Below are 16,843 nucleotides of genomic sequence, written 5' to 3'. Positions count from 1 at the left end.
GCCTTAACGCATAATAAAAAGTGATAATTTGCATCAGGCCCACCGGCCGAGGGGTTAGAAGGATGAAACCATTTCGTTTAGCGGCGCTGTCACTGGCGCTCCTTACCGCATTTTCATTAACCGGGTGTGATGACAGCGGTACGCCGCAGGCCACTGCCCCGGCGCCAGCTGCGGATAGCAGCCCAGACACGACGACAAAACCGGACAGCGCCCAGCTGGCGGCGCTGGCGGAAAAAAGTCAGGGCAAAGCGCTGACGCTGATCGACGCCTCGGAAGTCCAACTGGATGGCGCCGCGACCCTGGTGCTGACGTTTTCCGTGCCGCTGCAGCCGGACCAGGATTTCTCCCGCAGCGTACATCTGGTCGACAAGAAAAGCGGTAAGGTGGACGGTGCCTGGGAGCTGGCGCCGAATCTGAAAGAGCTGCGTCTGCGTCACCTTGAGCCAAAGCGCGAGCTGATTGTCTCGGTCGACCCGACGCTGACCGCCCTGAACAAGGCTACGCTCGACAAACCGTTCGAGAAGACCCTGGCCACCCGCGATATCGCACCGAGCGTTGGTTTCGCCAGCCGCGGCTCGCTGCTGCCGGGCAACGTGGTCGCCGGGCTGCCGGTGATGGCGCTGAACGTTGATAATGTCGACGTTAACTTCTTCCGTATTAAGCCGGAATCACTCTCCGCGTTTGTCAGCCAGTGGGAATACCGCAACTCGTTAAGCAACTGGGAGTCTGATGAGCTGCTGAAGATGGCGGATCTGGTCTATACCGGCCGCTTCGATCTCAACCCGGCACGCAATACCCGCGAGAAGCTGCTGCTGCCGCTGAACGATATCAAGCCGCTCCAGCAGCCGGGCGTCTACGTGGCGGTCATGAACCCGGCGGGCCATTATAGCTACAGCAACGCGGCGACACTGTTTACCCTCAGCGATATCGGCGTCTCGGCGCACCGCTACCATAACCGGCTGGATGTTTTTACCCAGAGCCTGGAAAACGGCGCTGCCCAGTCGGGCATTGAGGTGCAACTGCTCAATGCCAAAGGGCAGACCCTGGCGCAGGCGAAAAGCGACAGCCAGGGCCATGTCACCCTGCAAACGGATAAAGAGGCGGCGCTGCTGCTGGCGCGCAAAGAGGGGCAGACGACGCTGCTCGACCTCAAGCTGCCGGCGCTGGATCTGGCTGAATTCTCTATCGCAGGGGCGCCCGGCTTTAGCAAACAGTTCTTTATGTTTGGCCCGCGCGACCTTTATCGCCCGGGTGAAACCGTCATCCTTAATGCGCTGTTGCGCGATAGCGACGGCAAGCCGCTGGCGGAGCAGCCGGTGAAGCTGGAGGTGGTTCAGCCGGACGGCCAGGTGATCCGCTCGGTGATGAGCAAACCGGTGAATGGTCTGTACCAGTTCACTTATCCGCTCGACAGCGGCGCGGCCACCGGTATGTGGCACATTCGCGCCAGCACCGGCGATAACCAGCCGCGCGAATGGGACTTCCACGTCGAAGACTTTATGCCGGAACGCATGGCCCTGAACCTGACGCCGCAGGCGGCGCCAGTCGCGCCGGATGCCGACATCACCTTTGGCGTCCGCGGCGCTTATCTCTACGGTGCGCCGGCCAGCGGCAATCAGCTGCAGGGCAAGCTGTTCCTGCGCCCGCTGCGCGATGCCGTTGCCGCGCTGCCGGGCTTCCAGTTCGGCGATATCGCGGAAGAAAACCTCTCCCGTAGTCTGGATGAAGTCCAGCTGACACTGGATGAAAAAGGCCGTGGCGAAGTGACCACCTCAAGCCAGTGGCAGGATAGCCACTCGCCGCTGCAGGTGGTGTTGCAGGCGAGCCTGCTGGAATCCGGGGGGCGTCCGGTGACCCGTACCGTACAGCAGCCGATCTGGCCTGCCGAGGCGCTGCCGGGGATCCGCCCGCAATTTACACTGAAGGACGTTTACGATTACCGCACCGACACCACGGTGAAGCAGCCGGTGGTCGATGAGAACAGTAACGCCGCGTTTGACATCGTCTATGCCGATGCCAGGGGCGAGAAAAAAGCGGTCTCTGGCCTGCAGATACGGCTGATCCGCGAGCGGCGCGACTACTACTGGAACTGGTCCGATAGCGAAGGCTGGCAGTCGCAGTTCGATCAAAAAGATCTGCAGGAGGGCGAGGAGTCGCTGGATCTGCAGGCCGGACAAACCGGCAAAGTGAGCTTCCCGGTAGAGTGGGGCTCCTATCGCCTGGAGGTGAAAGGGCCGGACGACGTGGTCAGCAGCGTGCGCTTCTGGGCCGGCTATAGCTGGCAAGATAACAGCGAAGGTACCGGCGCGGCGCGTCCTGACCGGGTCACTATGAAGCTGGATAAACCGAGCTATAAACCGGGCGACACCATCAAGCTGCACATTGCCGCCCCGGCGGCGGGTAAAGGCTACGCGATGGTGGAATCCAGCGAAGGGCCGCTGTGGTGGCAGGAGATTGACGTCCCTGCCGAGGGGATGGATCTGTCTATTCCGGTGGATAAAGCCTGGAACCGCCACGACCTCTACCTCAGCACGCTGGTGGTTCGCCCCGGCGATAAATCCCGCTCGGCGACGCCAAAACGCGCGGTGGGCCTGCTGCATCTGCCGCTGGGCGATGAAAACCGCCGCCTGACGCTGGCGCTGGAAGCGCCGGACAAAATGCGCCCCAACCAGCCGCTGACGGTGAAAGTGAAAGCCAGCGTCAAAGAGGGCGAGGCGCCGAAACAGGTCAACGTGCTGCTCTCGGCGGTGGATAGCGGGGTGCTGAATATTACCGATTACGCCACCCCGGATCCGTGGAACGCCTTCTTTGGCCAGAAGCGTTACGGCGCAGATATCTATGACATCTACGGCCAGGTGATCGAAGGGCAGGGGCGTGTGGCCAGCCTGCGCTTCGGCGGCGATGGCGACGAGTTAAAACGCGGCGGCAAACCGCCGGTCAACCACGTGACGATCGTCGCCCAGCAGGCGCAGCCGGTGGTGTTGAACGATCAGGGCGAAGGCACGGTGACGTTACCCATCGGTGATTTTAACGGCGAGCTGCGGGTGATGGCCCAGGCGTGGACGGCCGATGACTTCGGCAGCAGCGAAGATAAAGTGGTGGTGGCCGCCCCGGTTATCGCCGAACTGAATACCCCGCGCTTCCTCGCCAGCGGCGATACCACGCGTCTGGCGCTGGATCTCAGCAATCTGACCGATAAACCGCAAACTCTGCAGGTACATCTTGCCGCCAGCGGGCTGGTGACCTTGACCGAGGGTCAGTTGCCGCCGGTGCAACTGGCGCCAGGGGCGCGCAGCACGCTATTCGTGCCGGTCAGCGCACTGGCGGGCTTCGGCGATGGTCAAGTGAGCGCGACCATCAGCGGCCTGAGCCTGCCGGGTGAAACCTTCGCCCCGCTGCGAAAACAGTGGAAAATCGGCGTCCGTCCGGCGTTCCCGGCCCAGACCGTCAACAGCGGCGCGGTGCTGCAGCCCGGCGAAAGCTGGCAGGCGCCGGCGGCGCAGAGCCAGGGCTTTGCCCCGCAAACGCTGCAGGGCCAGCTGCTGCTCAGCGGTAAACCGCCGTTGAACCTTGCCCGCTATATCCGTGAGCTGAAAGCCTATCCTTACGGCTGCCTTGAGCAGACCGCCAGCGGCCTGTTCCCGTCGCTGTACACCAGCGCGGCGCAGCTAAAAGCGTTGGGCATCAGCGGCGATAGCGATGAAAAACGCCGCGCGGCAATCGATGTTGGTATCTCGCGCCTGCTGCAGATGCAACTGGAAAACGGTGGTTTTGCACTGTGGGATAAAGAGGGGCCGGAAGAGTACTGGCTGACCGCCTACGCTATGGACTTCCTCGTCCGCGCGGGCGAGCAGGGCTATAGCGTACCGGTCAACGCCATTAATAAAGGTAACGAACGCCTGCTGCGCTATCTGCAGGAGCCGGGGCTGATGACCGTGCGCTACAGCGATGATGCCCAGGCCAGCCGCTTTGCCGCCCAGGCGTATGCCGCGCTGGTGCTGGCGCGTCAGCAAAAAGCCCCGCTCGGCGCATTGCGTGAAATCTGGAGCCGTCACGACCAGGCGCGCTCCGGCTTGCCGCTACTGCAGCTCGGCATTGCGCTGAAAACCATGGGCGATGCGCCGCGCGGCGACGACGCGATGAAGCTGGCGGTTGCCACCCCGCGCCAGGATGAGAATCGTTGGCTGGGTGATTACGGCAGCCCGCTTCGCGATGACGCCCTGAAGCTGGCGCTGCTGGAAGAGAACAAGCTGCTGCCGGAGGTGCAAAATAAGCTGTTGAGCACGCTGTCGGAAGAGGCCTACGGTCAGCGCTGGCTGTCGACCCAGGAAACCAATGCCCTGTTCCTTGCCGGACGTTCGCTGGCGGACCTGCCGGGCAACTGGCAGGCGCAAACCTCACTGCAGGCCGAGCCGCTGGCCGGCGACAAAGCGCAAACCCGCAACCTCGACGGCGATCGGCTGGCGGCGCTGCAGGTGAGCAATACCGGCAGTCAGCCGCTGTGGCTGCGCCTGGACAGCAGCGGCTATCCACAAAGCGCGCCGCAGCCAGGCGGTAACGTCCTGGGGATTGAACGCACTATTTTCGATACCCAGGGTCAGCAGAAATCGCTGACCTCGCTGCGCAGCGGCGAACTGGTGCTGGTGAAGCTGGAGGTGACCGCCAAACGCAACGTGCCTGACGCGCTGGTCGTCGACCTGCTGCCAGCCGGTCTCGAGCTGGAAAACCAGAATCTGGCCAACAGCAGCGCCAGTCTGCAGGAAAATGGCGACGCGGTGCAAAACCTGCTCAACCAGATGCAGCAGGCGGATATTCAGCATATCGAGTTCCGTGACGACCGTTTCGTCGCCGCTGTCGCTGTCAATGAAGGCCAGCCGGTGACGCTGGTCTATCTGGCGCGGGCGGTGACGCCGGGCACTTATCAGGTTCCGCAGCCGCAGGTGGAATCGATGTATGTGCCGCAGTGGCGGGCGACCGGGGCGGCCAGCGGTCCGCTCACCGTGACGCCGTAAATGCGCGTATTGCCTCGGGTAAAACGCCGCTGGCGCTGGCTGGCGGCGTTTATTTTTCTGCTGTGGCTGGCGGTGCTGGCCGCCGATCGCCTGTGGCCGCTGCCGCTGCAGGAGGTCACCCCTGCCCGGGTGGTGGTGGCGGAAGACGGGACGCCGCTCTGGCGCTTTGCCGATGCGCAGGGCGTCTGGCGTTATCCGGTGACTCTCGCCGACGTGTCGCCGCGCTATCTGCAGGCGCTCATCCAGTATGAAGACCGCTGGTTCTGGAAACATCCAGGGGTCAATCCCTTCGCGGTGCTGCGCGCCGCCTGGCAGGATTTAACCTCCGGGCGGGTCATTTCTGGCGGCAGCACGCTCACCATGCAGGTGGCGCGTCTGCTCGACCCTCATCCACGCACCTTCGGTGGCAAGCTGCGCCAGCTATGGCGGGCGCTGCAGCTGGAGTGGCATCTGTCAAAAAGCGATATTCTAACCCTGTATCTGAACCGTGCGCCGTTTGGCGGCACCCTGCAGGGGATCGGCGCGGCCAGTTGGGCTTATCTCGGTAAACCGCCCGCTCAGCTCAGCTACGGCGAGGCGGCGCTGCTGGCGGTCCTGCCGCAGGCGCCCAGCCGTTTACGTCCGGACCGCTGGCCGCAGCGGGCCCAGGCGGCGCGCGATAAAGTCCTTACTCGCATGGTCAGCCAGGGCGTCTGGCCGCAACGGGCGGTGAAGGAAGCGATGGAGGAGCCGGTGTGGCTGTTTCCGCGCCAGATGCCGCAGCTGGCGCCGCTTTTTTCACGCCGGGCGCTGGCGACCAGTCGGGATGAAAAGGTGGTGACGACTCTTGATGCCGGGCTCCAGCGGCAGCTTGAGGATCTGGCGCTGAACTGGAAATCGCGCCTGCCGCCGCGCAGCTCACTGGCGATCGTTGTCGTCGATCACACGGATATGAAAGTCCGCGGCTGGGTGGGCTCGGCGGATATCACCGACGACAGCCGCTTCGGTCATATTGATATGGTCTCGGCGGTGCGTTCGCCGGGATCGGTGCTGAAACCCTTTGTCTACGCGATGGCAATGGATGACGGGCTGATTCATCCGGCATCGTTGTTACAGGATGTTCCACGGCGTTTTAGCGATTATCGGCCCGGCAATTTTGACAGTGGTTTTCATGGCCCGGTGAGCGCCAGCGAAGCCCTGGTGCGCTCGCTGAATTTGCCGGCGGTGCAGGTGCTTGAAGCCTACGGACCCAAACGTTTCGCGGCGAATTTACGCAACGCCGGGCTGCCCCTGATGCTGCCCGCTGGCGCTGAGCCGAACCTGTCGCTGATCCTCGGTGGGGCCGGGGCACGGCTGGCAGATATCGTCGCGGCGTACAGCGCCTTTGCCCGTCACGGCAAGGCGGCGCGTCTGCGCATGAAACCTGACGCGCCGCTGGTGGAACGGGCGCTGATGTCACCCGGCGCGGCGTGGATTGTCCGGCGCATTTTGGCCGGCGAAGCGCAACCGGTTCCCGATGCCTCACTGCCGCAAGTGGTCCCGCTGGCGTGGAAAACCGGCACCAGCTATGGCTATCGCGATGCGTGGGCGGTCGGCCTCAATGCGCGATATCTGATAGGTATCTGGACCGGACGGCCTGACGGTACGCCGGTGGTGGGCCAGTTTGGCTTCGCCAGCGCCGTGCCGCTGCTCAATCAGGTCAATAATCTGTTGCTGGCGCGCCAGGCGATGAGCCGCGGCGGCCTGCCGGTCGACCCGCGCCCGCAAACGGTGAGCCGCGGGACTATATGCTGGCCAGGCGGGCAGGATCTACCGGCCGGTGACCGCAACTGCCGCCGGCGCTTAGCCAGCTGGCTGCTGGATGCCAGCCAGCCACCGACGCTGCTGCTGCCCGGGCAGGAGGGTGTGCGCGGGATCCGCTTCCCGGTGTGGCGCAACGCAGCAGGGGAAAGGGTGGCCGCGGATTGTCCGGGTGCGACAGAAACTTCTATTGATGTCTGGCCGCTACCGCTGGAACCCTGGCTGCCGGCCAGCGAGCGCCGACGTGCGCGTCTGGGACCGGTATCGACAGCGTGTCCGCCGCTGCAAACTCAGGATGCCGCACCGCTGGTGCTGTCAGGTATTCGCGAAGGGGCGGTAATAAAACGTCTGCCGGGTGAGGTGCGGGTGGTGTTACCCCTGCAAACCAGCGGTGGGGAAGGGCGACGCTGGTGGTTTATCAACGGCCAGCCGTTAGACGCTACCGGTGCGACAACCACGCTAACGCTGGATAAGCCCGGCGAGTGGCAGCTGGTGGTCATGGATGAGGCAGGACAAACGGCGGCCACCAGTTTCACCCTGCAATAACCAGGGTAAATTTGTTGTTGGCAGTTTGTGTTTCCAATACTCATCTTATTTTAACAAAATGTTACCTTCATCCGTAGGCATCGCCGACGTTGCTCATTATAATGCGCGCCAGGCCATACGATCGTATGCGCAACAACAGAACATTTAATTAGAGGTAATCATGGCTATTGAACGTACTTTTTCCATCATCAAACCAAACGCGGTGGCAAAAAACGTTATTGGCGGCATCTTTTCTCGCTTTGAAGCTGCAGGGTTCAAAATCGTCGGCACCAAAATGCTGCATCTGACCGTTGAGCAGGCTCGTGGTTTCTATGCTGAGCACGAAGGTCGTCCGTTCTTCGACGGTCTGGTTGAATTCATGACCTCCGGCCCGATCGTGGTTTCCGTACTGGAAGGCGAAAATGCGGTTCAGCGTCACCGTGACCTGCTGGGCGCCACCAACCCGGCGAACGCTCTGGCCGGTACCCTGCGCGCTGACTACGCTGACAGCTTCACCGAGAACGGCACCCACGGTTCCGATTCTGTAGAATCCGCTGCTCGCGAAATCGCGTTCTTCTTTGCTGAAGGCGAGGTTTGCCCGCGCACTCGCTAATCTCCTGCGTCTTTCACGCCACCGCTTTGTTGGCTTCATTCGCGCACCCCGGTCACATAGTTATCTATGCTCCCGGGGATTTGCGAATTCGCCGCCTCGCGGTGACCTGAAATACTTTGGAGATATAAACCTCGTCTTTTCGATCGTCGCGGCGTTGGCCTGACAATCGAAAAGCCTTAGAGGATTGAGCAGTCAGTAACAGATTTTTTCATCATTGACTGCGCGCAGGCATGGCTTCCATGCGCCAGAATTTGTAGAATATAGCGCCCCTGGACGAGCAGTCGCTCTCCGGGGCGTTTCTTTTTCAACCCACCTGGGGCCATAACGTGTAATAACGAGGCCGGAAAATATTATGTCTGAACAAATTGTCACGCCTGATACCGCCGCTCTGACGGTGCCGAACAAAGATGCCAAAATCAACCTGCTGGATTTAAACCGTCAGCAGATGCGCGAGTTTTTCAAAAACATGGGCGAGAAGCCTTTCCGCGCCGATCAGGTGATGAAATGGATGTATCACTACTGCTGCGACGACTTTGATGAAATGACCGACATCAACAAAGTCCTGCGCGGCAAACTGAAAGAAGTCGCCGAGATCCGCGCCCCGGAAGTGGTTGAAGAGCAACGCTCAACCGACGGGACCATCAAGTGGGCGATTGCCGTTGGCGATCAGCGCGTCGAGACCGTCTATATCCCGGAAGAAGACCGCGCCACCCTGTGCGTATCTTCTCAGGTAGGCTGCGCGCTGGAATGTAAATTCTGCTCCACAGCTCAGCAGGGCTTTAACCGCAACCTGCGGGTTTCCGAAATTATCGGCCAGGTCTGGCGCGCGGCGAAAATCGTCGGCGCGGTGAAGACCACCGGCGTGCGTCCTATCACCAACGTGGTAATGATGGGCATGGGCGAGCCGCTGCTGAACCTCAACAACGTCGTCCCGGCGATGGAAATCATGCTGGATGACTTCGGTTTTGGTCTCTCCAAACGTCGCGTGACCCTGTCGACCTCCGGCGTGGTGCCGGCGCTGGATAAACTCGGCGATATGATCGACGTCGCGCTGGCGATTTCCCTGCACGCGCCGAACGACACCATTCGTGACGAAATCGTCCCGATCAACAAAAAATACAACATCGAGACGTTCCTCAACTCGGTGCGTGGTTATATTTCGAAGTCCAACGCCAACCAGGGTCGGGTGACCATCGAGTACGTCATGCTGGATCACGTCAACGACGGTACCGAGCACGCCCACGAACTGGCGGCGCTGCTGAAGGACACCCCGTGCAAGATCAACCTGATCCCATGGAACCCCTTCCCGGGGGCGCCGTATGGTCGCAGCTCCAACAGCCGCATTGACCGTTTCTCCAAGGTACTGATGGAGTACGGCTTTACGACCATCGTGCGTAAAACTCGCGGCGATGATATCGATGCCGCCTGTGGTCAGCTGGCGGGCGATGTTATTGACCGAACCAAGCGTACGCTGCGTAAGCGGATGCAGGGTGAAGCGATTGACGTAAAAGCGGTCTGATAAATGATGACCCGCGCGGCACAGGCGGCGCGGGTCATATTTATGACCAATAACCAGGCGAAATACGCTGATTCGGTTAATAATTACGGTGCGTTTTTGTCGACTTTGAGGCAGTATGTAGCGGCACAACAACCGCTTAGCATTCAATTTTGATTCGTCTCTGTGATCGCGCGCCTGACAGTCCTATACTGTGAGGCTGACGTACCACAGATGTCTCGCGGCGCCGGCGTTTTCCCGCGCTGAACTTTAAATTTCACGTACCAGTAGTTGTAGCGAATGAATACTGAAGCCACTCAAGATCATCAAGAAGCAAACACCACGGGCGCGCGTCTGCGTCACGCCCGCGAACAACTCGGACTTAGCCAGCAAGCGGTGGCCGAACGCTTATGCCTGAAGGTGTCCACGGTTCGTGATATTGAAGACGATAAGGCACCTGCCGACCTCGCCTCCACCTTCCTGCGCGGGTACATCCGCTCCTACGCCCGCCTCGTACATATTCCTGAAGAAGAGCTGCTGCCGATGATGGCCAAGCAGGCGCCTATCAGGGCGGCGAAGGTGGCGCCAATGCAGAGCTTCTCTTTAGGCAAGCGTCGCAAAAAGCGCGATGGCTGGCTGATGAGCGTTACCTGGCTGGTGCTGTTTGTGGTCATTGGCCTGAGCGGTGCCTGGTGGTGGCAAGACCATAAGGCGCAGCAGGAAGAGATCTCGACCATGGCCGATCAGTCTTCCGCTGAGCTGAACGGCGGTGACGCCAACAGCCAGAACGTGCCGCTGGATACCAGCGCGCCGGTAGACTCAGGCACCGATAGCGCCGCGAACAGCGCGCCAACCGATACCGCCAGCGCACCGACCACCAGCGCCCCGGCTCAGACGCCAGCGGACAATAACGCGGTCGTGGCACCTTCTCAGGCTAATGTCGATACCGCCGGAACGGCCCCGACGACCCCGGCAACGCCGGCCTCGCCGTTACCGACCGATCAGGCGAACGTCACGACCCCAGCGGCGTCGGCACAGGATCTGGTGATGAACTTTTCCGCCGACTGCTGGCTGGAAGTGAGCGATGCCACCGGTAAAAAACTGTTCAGCGGCCTGCAGCGTAAAGGCGGCAACCTGAACCTGAGCGGTCAGGCGCCGTATAAACTGAAAATTGGCGCCCCGGCAGCGGTACAGATCCAGTTCCTCGGCAAGCCAGTCGATTTGAGTCGTTTTATCAGAACTAACCAGGTTGCGCGTCTGACCCTTAATGCCGAACAATCACCGGCGCAGTAACAGACGGGTAACGCGGGAGATTTTTCATGCATAACCAGGCTCCGATTCAACGTAGAAAATCTAAACGTATTTACGTTGGTAATGTGCCAATTGGCGATGGGGCTCCCATCGCCGTCCAGTCAATGACCAATACGCGCACCACCGATGTGGCCGCGACGGTAAGCCAAATCAAAGCGTTAGAGCGCGTGGGCGCGGACATCGTCCGCGTCTCTGTTCCGACGATGGACGCCGCCGAAGCGTTCAAACTGATCAAACAGCAGGTTAACGTGCCGCTGGTCGCCGATATCCACTTTGACTACCGTATTGCGCTGAAAGTCGCGGAATACGGTGTTGACTGCTTGCGTATCAACCCAGGCAACATCGGCAACGAAGAGCGCATCCGCATGGTCGTGGACTGCGCGCGCGATAAAAACATTCCTATCCGCATCGGCGTCAACGCCGGCTCGCTGGAAAAAGATCTGCAGGAAAAATACGGCGAGCCGACGCCACAGGCGCTGCTTGAATCCGCCATGCGTCACGTCGATCATCTCGATCGTCTGAACTTCGATCAGTTTAAAGTCAGTGTTAAAGCGTCTGACGTCTTCCTGGCGGTGGAATCCTATCGTCTGCTGGCGAAACAGATCGATCAGCCGCTGCATCTCGGGATCACCGAAGCGGGTGGCGCACGTAGCGGCGCAGTGAAGTCCGCGATCGGTCTGGGCCTGCTGTTATCAGAGGGGATCGGCGATACGCTGCGCGTCTCGCTGGCGGCGGATCCGGTGGAAGAGATCAAGGTCGGCTTCGATATCCTCAAGTCCCTGCGCATTCGTGCTCGCGGCATTAACTTCATCGCCTGCCCAACCTGCTCGCGCCAGGAGTTTGACGTTATCGGTACGGTGAACGCCCTGGAGCAGCGTCTGGAAGACATTATCACTCCGATGGATGTTTCGATCATCGGCTGCGTGGTGAATGGTCCGGGCGAAGCGCTGGTCTCCACCCTCGGCGTGACCGGCGGCAACAAGAAAAGCGGTCTGTATGAGGACGGCGTGCGTAAAGATCGACTGGATAACGACGACATGATCGACCAGCTGGAAGCGCGTATTCGTGCTAAAGCTTCGATGCTCGATGAAGCCCGTCGTATTGACGTTCAACAGCTTGAAGCAAAATAACGTGTTGGGAAGCGATACGCTTCCCGTGTATGATTGAACCTGCGGGCGCAAGGCGCCGGGGTTCATTTTTGTATATATAAAGAGAATAAACGTGGCAAAGAACATTCAAGCCATCCGTGGCATGAACGATTATCTGCCGGGCGAAACCGCTCTCTGGCAGCGCATTGAAGGCTCACTGAAGCAGGTGCTCGGTAGCTACGGTTACAGCGAAATCCGTTTGCCGATTGTAGAGCAGACCCCGTTATTCAAACGCGCGATCGGCGAAGTGACCGACGTGGTTGAGAAAGAGATGTACACCTTTGAGGACCGCAACGGCGACAGCCTGACGCTGCGTCCGGAAGGGACGGCGGGCTGCGTACGTGCCGGCATCGAACATGGTCTGCTGTACAATCAAGAACAGCGTCTGTGGTACGTCGGGCCAATGTTCCGCCACGAGCGTCCGCAGAAAGGTCGCTACCGCCAGTTCCACCAGATCGGCGCCGAAGTGTTTGGCCTGCAGGGCCCGGACATTGATGCCGAGCTGATTATGCTGACCGCGCGCTGGTGGCGTGAGCTGGGCATTGCCGATCACGTCAGCCTTGAGCTGAACTCCATCGGTTCGCTGGAAGCGCGTGCCAACTACCGCGACGCGCTGGTAGCTTACCTGGAGCAGTTTACCGATAAGCTGGATGAAGACAGCAAACGCCGGATGTACACCAACCCGCTGCGGGTGCTGGACTCCAAGAACCCGGACGTGCAGGCGCTGCTGAACGACGCGCCGGCGCTCGGCGACTACCTCGACGAAGAATCGAAAACCCACTTTGCCGGCCTGTGCGCGCTGCTCGATGATGCCGGGATCCGCTACAGCGTCAACCAGCGTTTGGTACGCGGCCTCGACTACTATAACCGCACCGTGTTCGAGTGGGTAACCACCAGCCTCGGTTCCCAGGGCACCGTCTGCGCCGGCGGTCGTTACGACGGCCTGGTTGAGCAGCTGGGCGGTCGTGCCACCCCGGGCGTGGGCTTTGCTATGGGGCTGGAACGTCTTGTTTTACTGGTCCAGGCAGTGAATCCGGAATTTAAAGCCGATCCTGTTGTCGATATATACCTGGTAGCCTCCGGGACCGATACTCAGTCTGCTGCAATGCGTCTGGCTGAGCAGGTTCGCGATGCGCTGCCCGGCGTGAAGCTGATGACCAACCACGGCGGCGGCAACTTTAAGAAGCAGTTTGCCCGCGCCGATAAATGGGGCGCCCGTATCGCCCTGGTGGTCGGTGAGTCAGAGATCGCTGACGGAAACGTGGTAGTGAAGGATTTACGCTCAGGTGAGCAAACTACCGTAACGCAGGAGAGCGTTGCCGCGCATTTGCGCACACTTCTGGGTTAATCTCCCGGGAATTATTAGTCAGGAGAAGGACTGCGTGGAAACTTTTAACAACGAGAACGATCAGGTCGATGCGCTGAAGCGTTTCTTTGCCGAAAACGGCAAAGCGCTGGCGGTCGGGGTGATTTTAGGGGTTGGTGCGCTGGTTGGCTGGCGCTACTGGACCTCCCATCAGCAGGATACGGCCAGAGATGTTTCGCTGGCTTACGAACAGGCGACTTCCGCGCTGAAATCGAATACGCCAGAAGTGCTGTCAGGGGCGGAGAAGTTCGCGGCTGATAATAAAAATACCTACGGCGCCTTCGCTTCCCTCGAGCTGGCACAACATTTTGTTGAACAGAACGATCTGCCGAACGCCGAAAAGCAGCTTCAGCAGGGGCTGGCGGCCGCGTCTGATGATAATCTGAAATCGGTTATCAATATGCGTCTTGCCCGCGTTCAGCTGCAGATGAAGCAGGCTGATGCGGCGCTGAAAACCCTCGACAGCATCAAAGGTGAAGGCTGGACCGCGATTGTGGCTGATTTGCGCGGCGAAATTCTGTTGAGCAAAGGCGATAAGCAAGGGGCCCGTGCGGCGTGGGAAGCTGGCGTGAAAAGCGATGCTTCTCCTGCGCTCAGCGAAATGATGCGTATGAAAATGAATAATTTGTCCATCTGAGAGGGACTCGATGCAATTGCGTAAATTACTTTTGCCAGGGCTGCTTTCCGTTACCTTGCTGAGCGGGTGTTCGCTGTTTAATAGCGAAGAAGATGTGGTGAAAATGTCACCGCTGCCGACGGTAGAAAACCAGTTTACGCCGTCCACGTCCTGGAGCACCTCGGTTGGCGATGGTATCGGCGAATTTTACTCTAACCTCCATCCGGCCTTCGCCGACGGCGTAGTGTATGCCGCTGACCGTAAAGGCACCGTCAAAGCGCTGAACGCGGACGACGGCAAAGAGGTGTGGTCTGTGAACCTGGCGGAGAAAGATGGCTGGTTCTCGCGCACGCCAGCGCTGCTTTCCGGCGGTGTGACCGTCTCTGGCGGCCATGTTTATATTGGCAGTGAGAAAGCGCAGCTGTATGCGCTGAATACCAGCGATGGTACCGTTGCCTGGCAAACCCGCGTTGCTGGCGAGGCGCTGTCGCGTCCGGTGGTGAGCGATGGCATGGTGCTGGTGCATACCAGTAACGGCCAGCTGCAGGCGTTGAATGAGACCGATGGTGCCGTGAAGTGGACCGTTAACCTCGATATGCCGGCACTCTCCCTGCGCGGCGAGTCTGCGCCTGCGACCGCTTATGGCGCGGCGATCGTCGGCGGCGACAATGGCCGCGTCAGTGCAGTATTGATGCAGCAGGGGCAGATGATTTGGCAGCAGCGTATTTCTACGGCCACCGGCCCGACGGAAATTGACCGCCTGAATGACGTCGACACGACGCCGATCATCGTTAACGGTGTGGTTTATGCGCTGGCTTATAACGGTAACCTGACCGCGCTGGACCTGCGTAGCGGCCAGATTATGTGGAAACGCGAGCTGGGTTCGGTGAATGATTTCATCGTCGATGGTAACCGTATCTACCTGGTTGACCAGAACGATCGCCTGCTGGCACTGACCACCGATGGTGGTGTGACCCTGTGGACGCAAAGCGATCTGCTGCACCGTTTGCTGACCGCGCCGGTGTTGTATAATGGCAATCTGGTCGTCGGTGATAGCGAAGGCTACATGCACTGGGTGAATCCGGAAGATGGCCATTTTGTGGCACAGCAGAAAGTCGATAGTTCCGGCTTCCTGACCGATCCGGTGGTTGCAGATGGTCGACTGCTGATCCAGGCGAAAGACGGTACGCTGTACGCGATTACGCGTTAATTACCGCTGTCGTGAGTGATTAAGAAACGGCCCCTGGCAGACAGGGGCCGTTTTGACTTTTTTAAAAACGTCGTTAAGACGATGTTGCTTAGTGATTGTATGAGGCATTTAACATGATACCTGTGGTCGCGCTTGTCGGGCGCCCTAACGTTGGAAAATCCACGCTCTTTAACCGCCTGACGCGCACTCGTGATGCGCTGGTTGCGGATTTCCCGGGGCTGACTCGTGACCGTAAGTACGGTCGGGCCGAAGTCGAAGGCCGCGAATTCATCTGTATCGATACCGGTGGTATTGATGGTACGGAAGAGGGCGTGGAAACCCGGATGGCGGAGCAGTCGCTGTTGGCTATCGAAGAGGCCGATGTGGTGCTGTTTATGGTCGATGCGCGCGCAGGCCTGATGCCGGCGGACATCGCCATCGCTAAACATCTGCGCTCTCGTGAAAAGCCCACCTTCCTGGTGGCCAATAAAACCGACGGCATCGATGTCGACCAGGCGATGGCGGACTTCTGGTCCTTAGGCCTGGGTGATATCTATCCTATCGCTGCTTCGCACGGCCGTGGCGTGACCAGCCTGCTGGAGCAGGCCCTGCTGCCATGGGTGGATGAGATCAGCCCGCAGGAAGAGGTGGATGAAGACGCCGAATACTGGGCAAAATTCGAAGCCGAGCAGAATGGTGAAGCGGAAGAAGAGCCGGAGGACGACTTCAATCCGCAGGATCTGCCGATCAAGCTGGCGATTGTTGGACGCCCTAACGTCGGTAAATCAACCCTCACCAACCGCATCCTCGGTGAAGATCGCGTGGTGGTTTACGATATGCCGGGCACCACCCGCGACAGTATTTACATCCCGATGCAGCGTGACGAGCGTGAATATGTGCTCATCGATACCGCCGGGGTACGTAAGCGCGGGAAAATCACCGACGTCGTAGAAAAGTTCTCGGTGATCAAAACGCTGCAGGCGATTGAAGACGCCAACGTCGTGCTGCTGGTGATCGATGCTCGCGAAGGGATCTCCGATCAGGACCTGTCGCTGCTGGGCTTTATCCTCAACAGCGGTCGTTCGCTGGTGATCGTTGTCAACAAGTGGGATGGCCTGAGTCAGGAAGTGAAGGAGCAGGTGAAGGAGACCCTCGACTATCGTCTGGGCTTTATCGACTTTGCCCGGGTGCACTTCATCTCCGCCCTGCACGGCAGCGGCGTCGGCAACCTGTTTGAATCGGTACGCGAAGCCTATGACAGCGCCACCCGCCGCGTAAGCACCGCGATGCTGACCCGGATCATGAACATGGCGGCGGAAGATCATCAGCCGCCGCTGGTGCGTGGCCGTCGCGTGAAGCTGAAATATGCCCACGCCGGAGGCTACAACCCGCCTATCGTGGTGATCCACGGTAACCAGGTGAAGGATCTGCCGGATTCGTATAAGCGCTACCTGATGAACTACTTCCGTAAATCCCTCGACGTGATGGGTACGCCAATCCGGATCCAGTTCAAGGAAGGGGAAAACCCGTTCGCCAACAAGCGCAACACCCTGACGCCGAACCAGATGCGTAAACGTAAGCGCCTGATCAAGCACATCAAGAAAAGCAAATAAGCTATCAGCAAGATTTACCCACCAACATGAATCCTTCAAAGCCCGCATCTGCCGGGCTTTTTTATTAAGGGCGATTGTAGCGACGCAACAACGCGCATGATTGGCATGTATAACTGCACGTATCCTATGAAATTTCTCATTTGTTAGCTTCGCTTGCCCAAGCAATTTTTTGAGTA

The 16,843-nt window shown here is 59.5% G+C and carries 10 protein-coding genes; all 10 read left to right on the top strand.

The annotated features are described in order from the left end of the window. Nucleotides 1-62 precede the first annotated feature (62 nt). The 10 genes from CWM61_RS20935 to der all read left to right on the top strand — a co-directional run bounded on the left by CWM61_RS20935 (nt 63) and on the right by der (nt 16,667). The gene (locus tag CWM61_RS20935; protein ID WP_100631858.1) at nt 63-5,012 is read left to right on the top strand and encodes an alpha-2-macroglobulin family protein; all 4,950 of its coding nucleotides are present in this window, start codon (nt 63-65) and stop codon (nt 5,010-5,012) included. After that, a complete protein-coding gene (gene pbpC / locus CWM61_RS20930) occupies nt 5,013-7,337 on the top strand; it encodes a peptidoglycan glycosyltransferase PbpC (protein ID WP_100631857.1) in 2,325 nt (774 codons plus the stop codon). 160 nt (nt 7,338-7,497) lie between these two features. Further along, complete coding sequence (gene ndk, locus CWM61_RS20925) at nt 7,498-7,929, top strand: nucleoside-diphosphate kinase (protein WP_004114414.1); 432 nt, start codon at nt 7,498-7,500, stop codon at nt 7,927-7,929. Nucleotides 7,930-8,281: 352 nt separating this feature from the next. After that, nucleotides 8,282-9,448, top strand: coding sequence for a bifunctional tRNA (adenosine(37)-C2)-methyltransferase TrmG/ribosomal RNA large subunit methyltransferase RlmN (locus CWM61_RS20920; RefSeq protein WP_008803802.1), 1,167 nt, complete (start codon nt 8,282-8,284; stop codon nt 9,446-9,448). A gap of 276 nt (nt 9,449-9,724) precedes the next feature. Next, the gene (gene rodZ, locus CWM61_RS20915; RefSeq protein WP_074387864.1) at nt 9,725-10,717 is read left to right on the top strand and encodes a cytoskeleton protein RodZ; all 993 of its coding nucleotides are present in this window, start codon (nt 9,725-9,727) and stop codon (nt 10,715-10,717) included. A gap of 26 nt (nt 10,718-10,743) precedes the next feature. Beyond that, nucleotides 10,744-11,865: a flavodoxin-dependent (E)-4-hydroxy-3-methylbut-2-enyl-diphosphate synthase gene (ispG, locus tag CWM61_RS20910; protein ID WP_074387865.1), complete on the top strand. Its 1,122-nt coding sequence runs from the start codon at nt 10,744-10,746 to the stop codon at nt 11,863-11,865. Between the two features lie 91 nt (nt 11,866-11,956). Then, nucleotides 11,957-13,231: a histidine--tRNA ligase gene (hisS, locus tag CWM61_RS20905; protein WP_074387866.1), complete on the top strand. Its 1,275-nt coding sequence runs from the start codon at nt 11,957-11,959 to the stop codon at nt 13,229-13,231. A gap of 34 nt (nt 13,232-13,265) precedes the next feature. Beyond that, nucleotides 13,266-13,886 (top strand): YfgM family protein, encoded by a 621-nt coding sequence (locus CWM61_RS20900; RefSeq protein ID WP_061153675.1) that lies wholly within the window; start codon nt 13,266-13,268, stop codon nt 13,884-13,886. A gap of 10 nt (nt 13,887-13,896) precedes the next feature. After that, a complete protein-coding gene (gene bamB, locus CWM61_RS20895) occupies nt 13,897-15,075 on the top strand; it encodes an outer membrane protein assembly factor BamB (protein WP_002913889.1) in 1,179 nt (392 codons plus the stop codon). 113 nt (nt 15,076-15,188) lie between these two features. Further along, nucleotides 15,189-16,667 (top strand): ribosome biogenesis GTPase Der, encoded by a 1,479-nt coding sequence (der, locus tag CWM61_RS20890; RefSeq protein WP_008803808.1) that lies wholly within the window; start codon nt 15,189-15,191, stop codon nt 16,665-16,667. Nucleotides 16,668-16,843: the final 176 nt, after the last annotated feature.

The organism is Klebsiella sp. K-Nf6 (genome assembly GCF_002806655.1).
Taxonomy (GTDB): Bacteria; Pseudomonadota; Gammaproteobacteria; order Enterobacterales; family Enterobacteriaceae; genus Klebsiella; species Klebsiella variicola.
The sequence above is the reverse complement of the archived record's forward strand: the minus strand, read 5'-3'. Positions and strand labels throughout refer to the sequence as shown.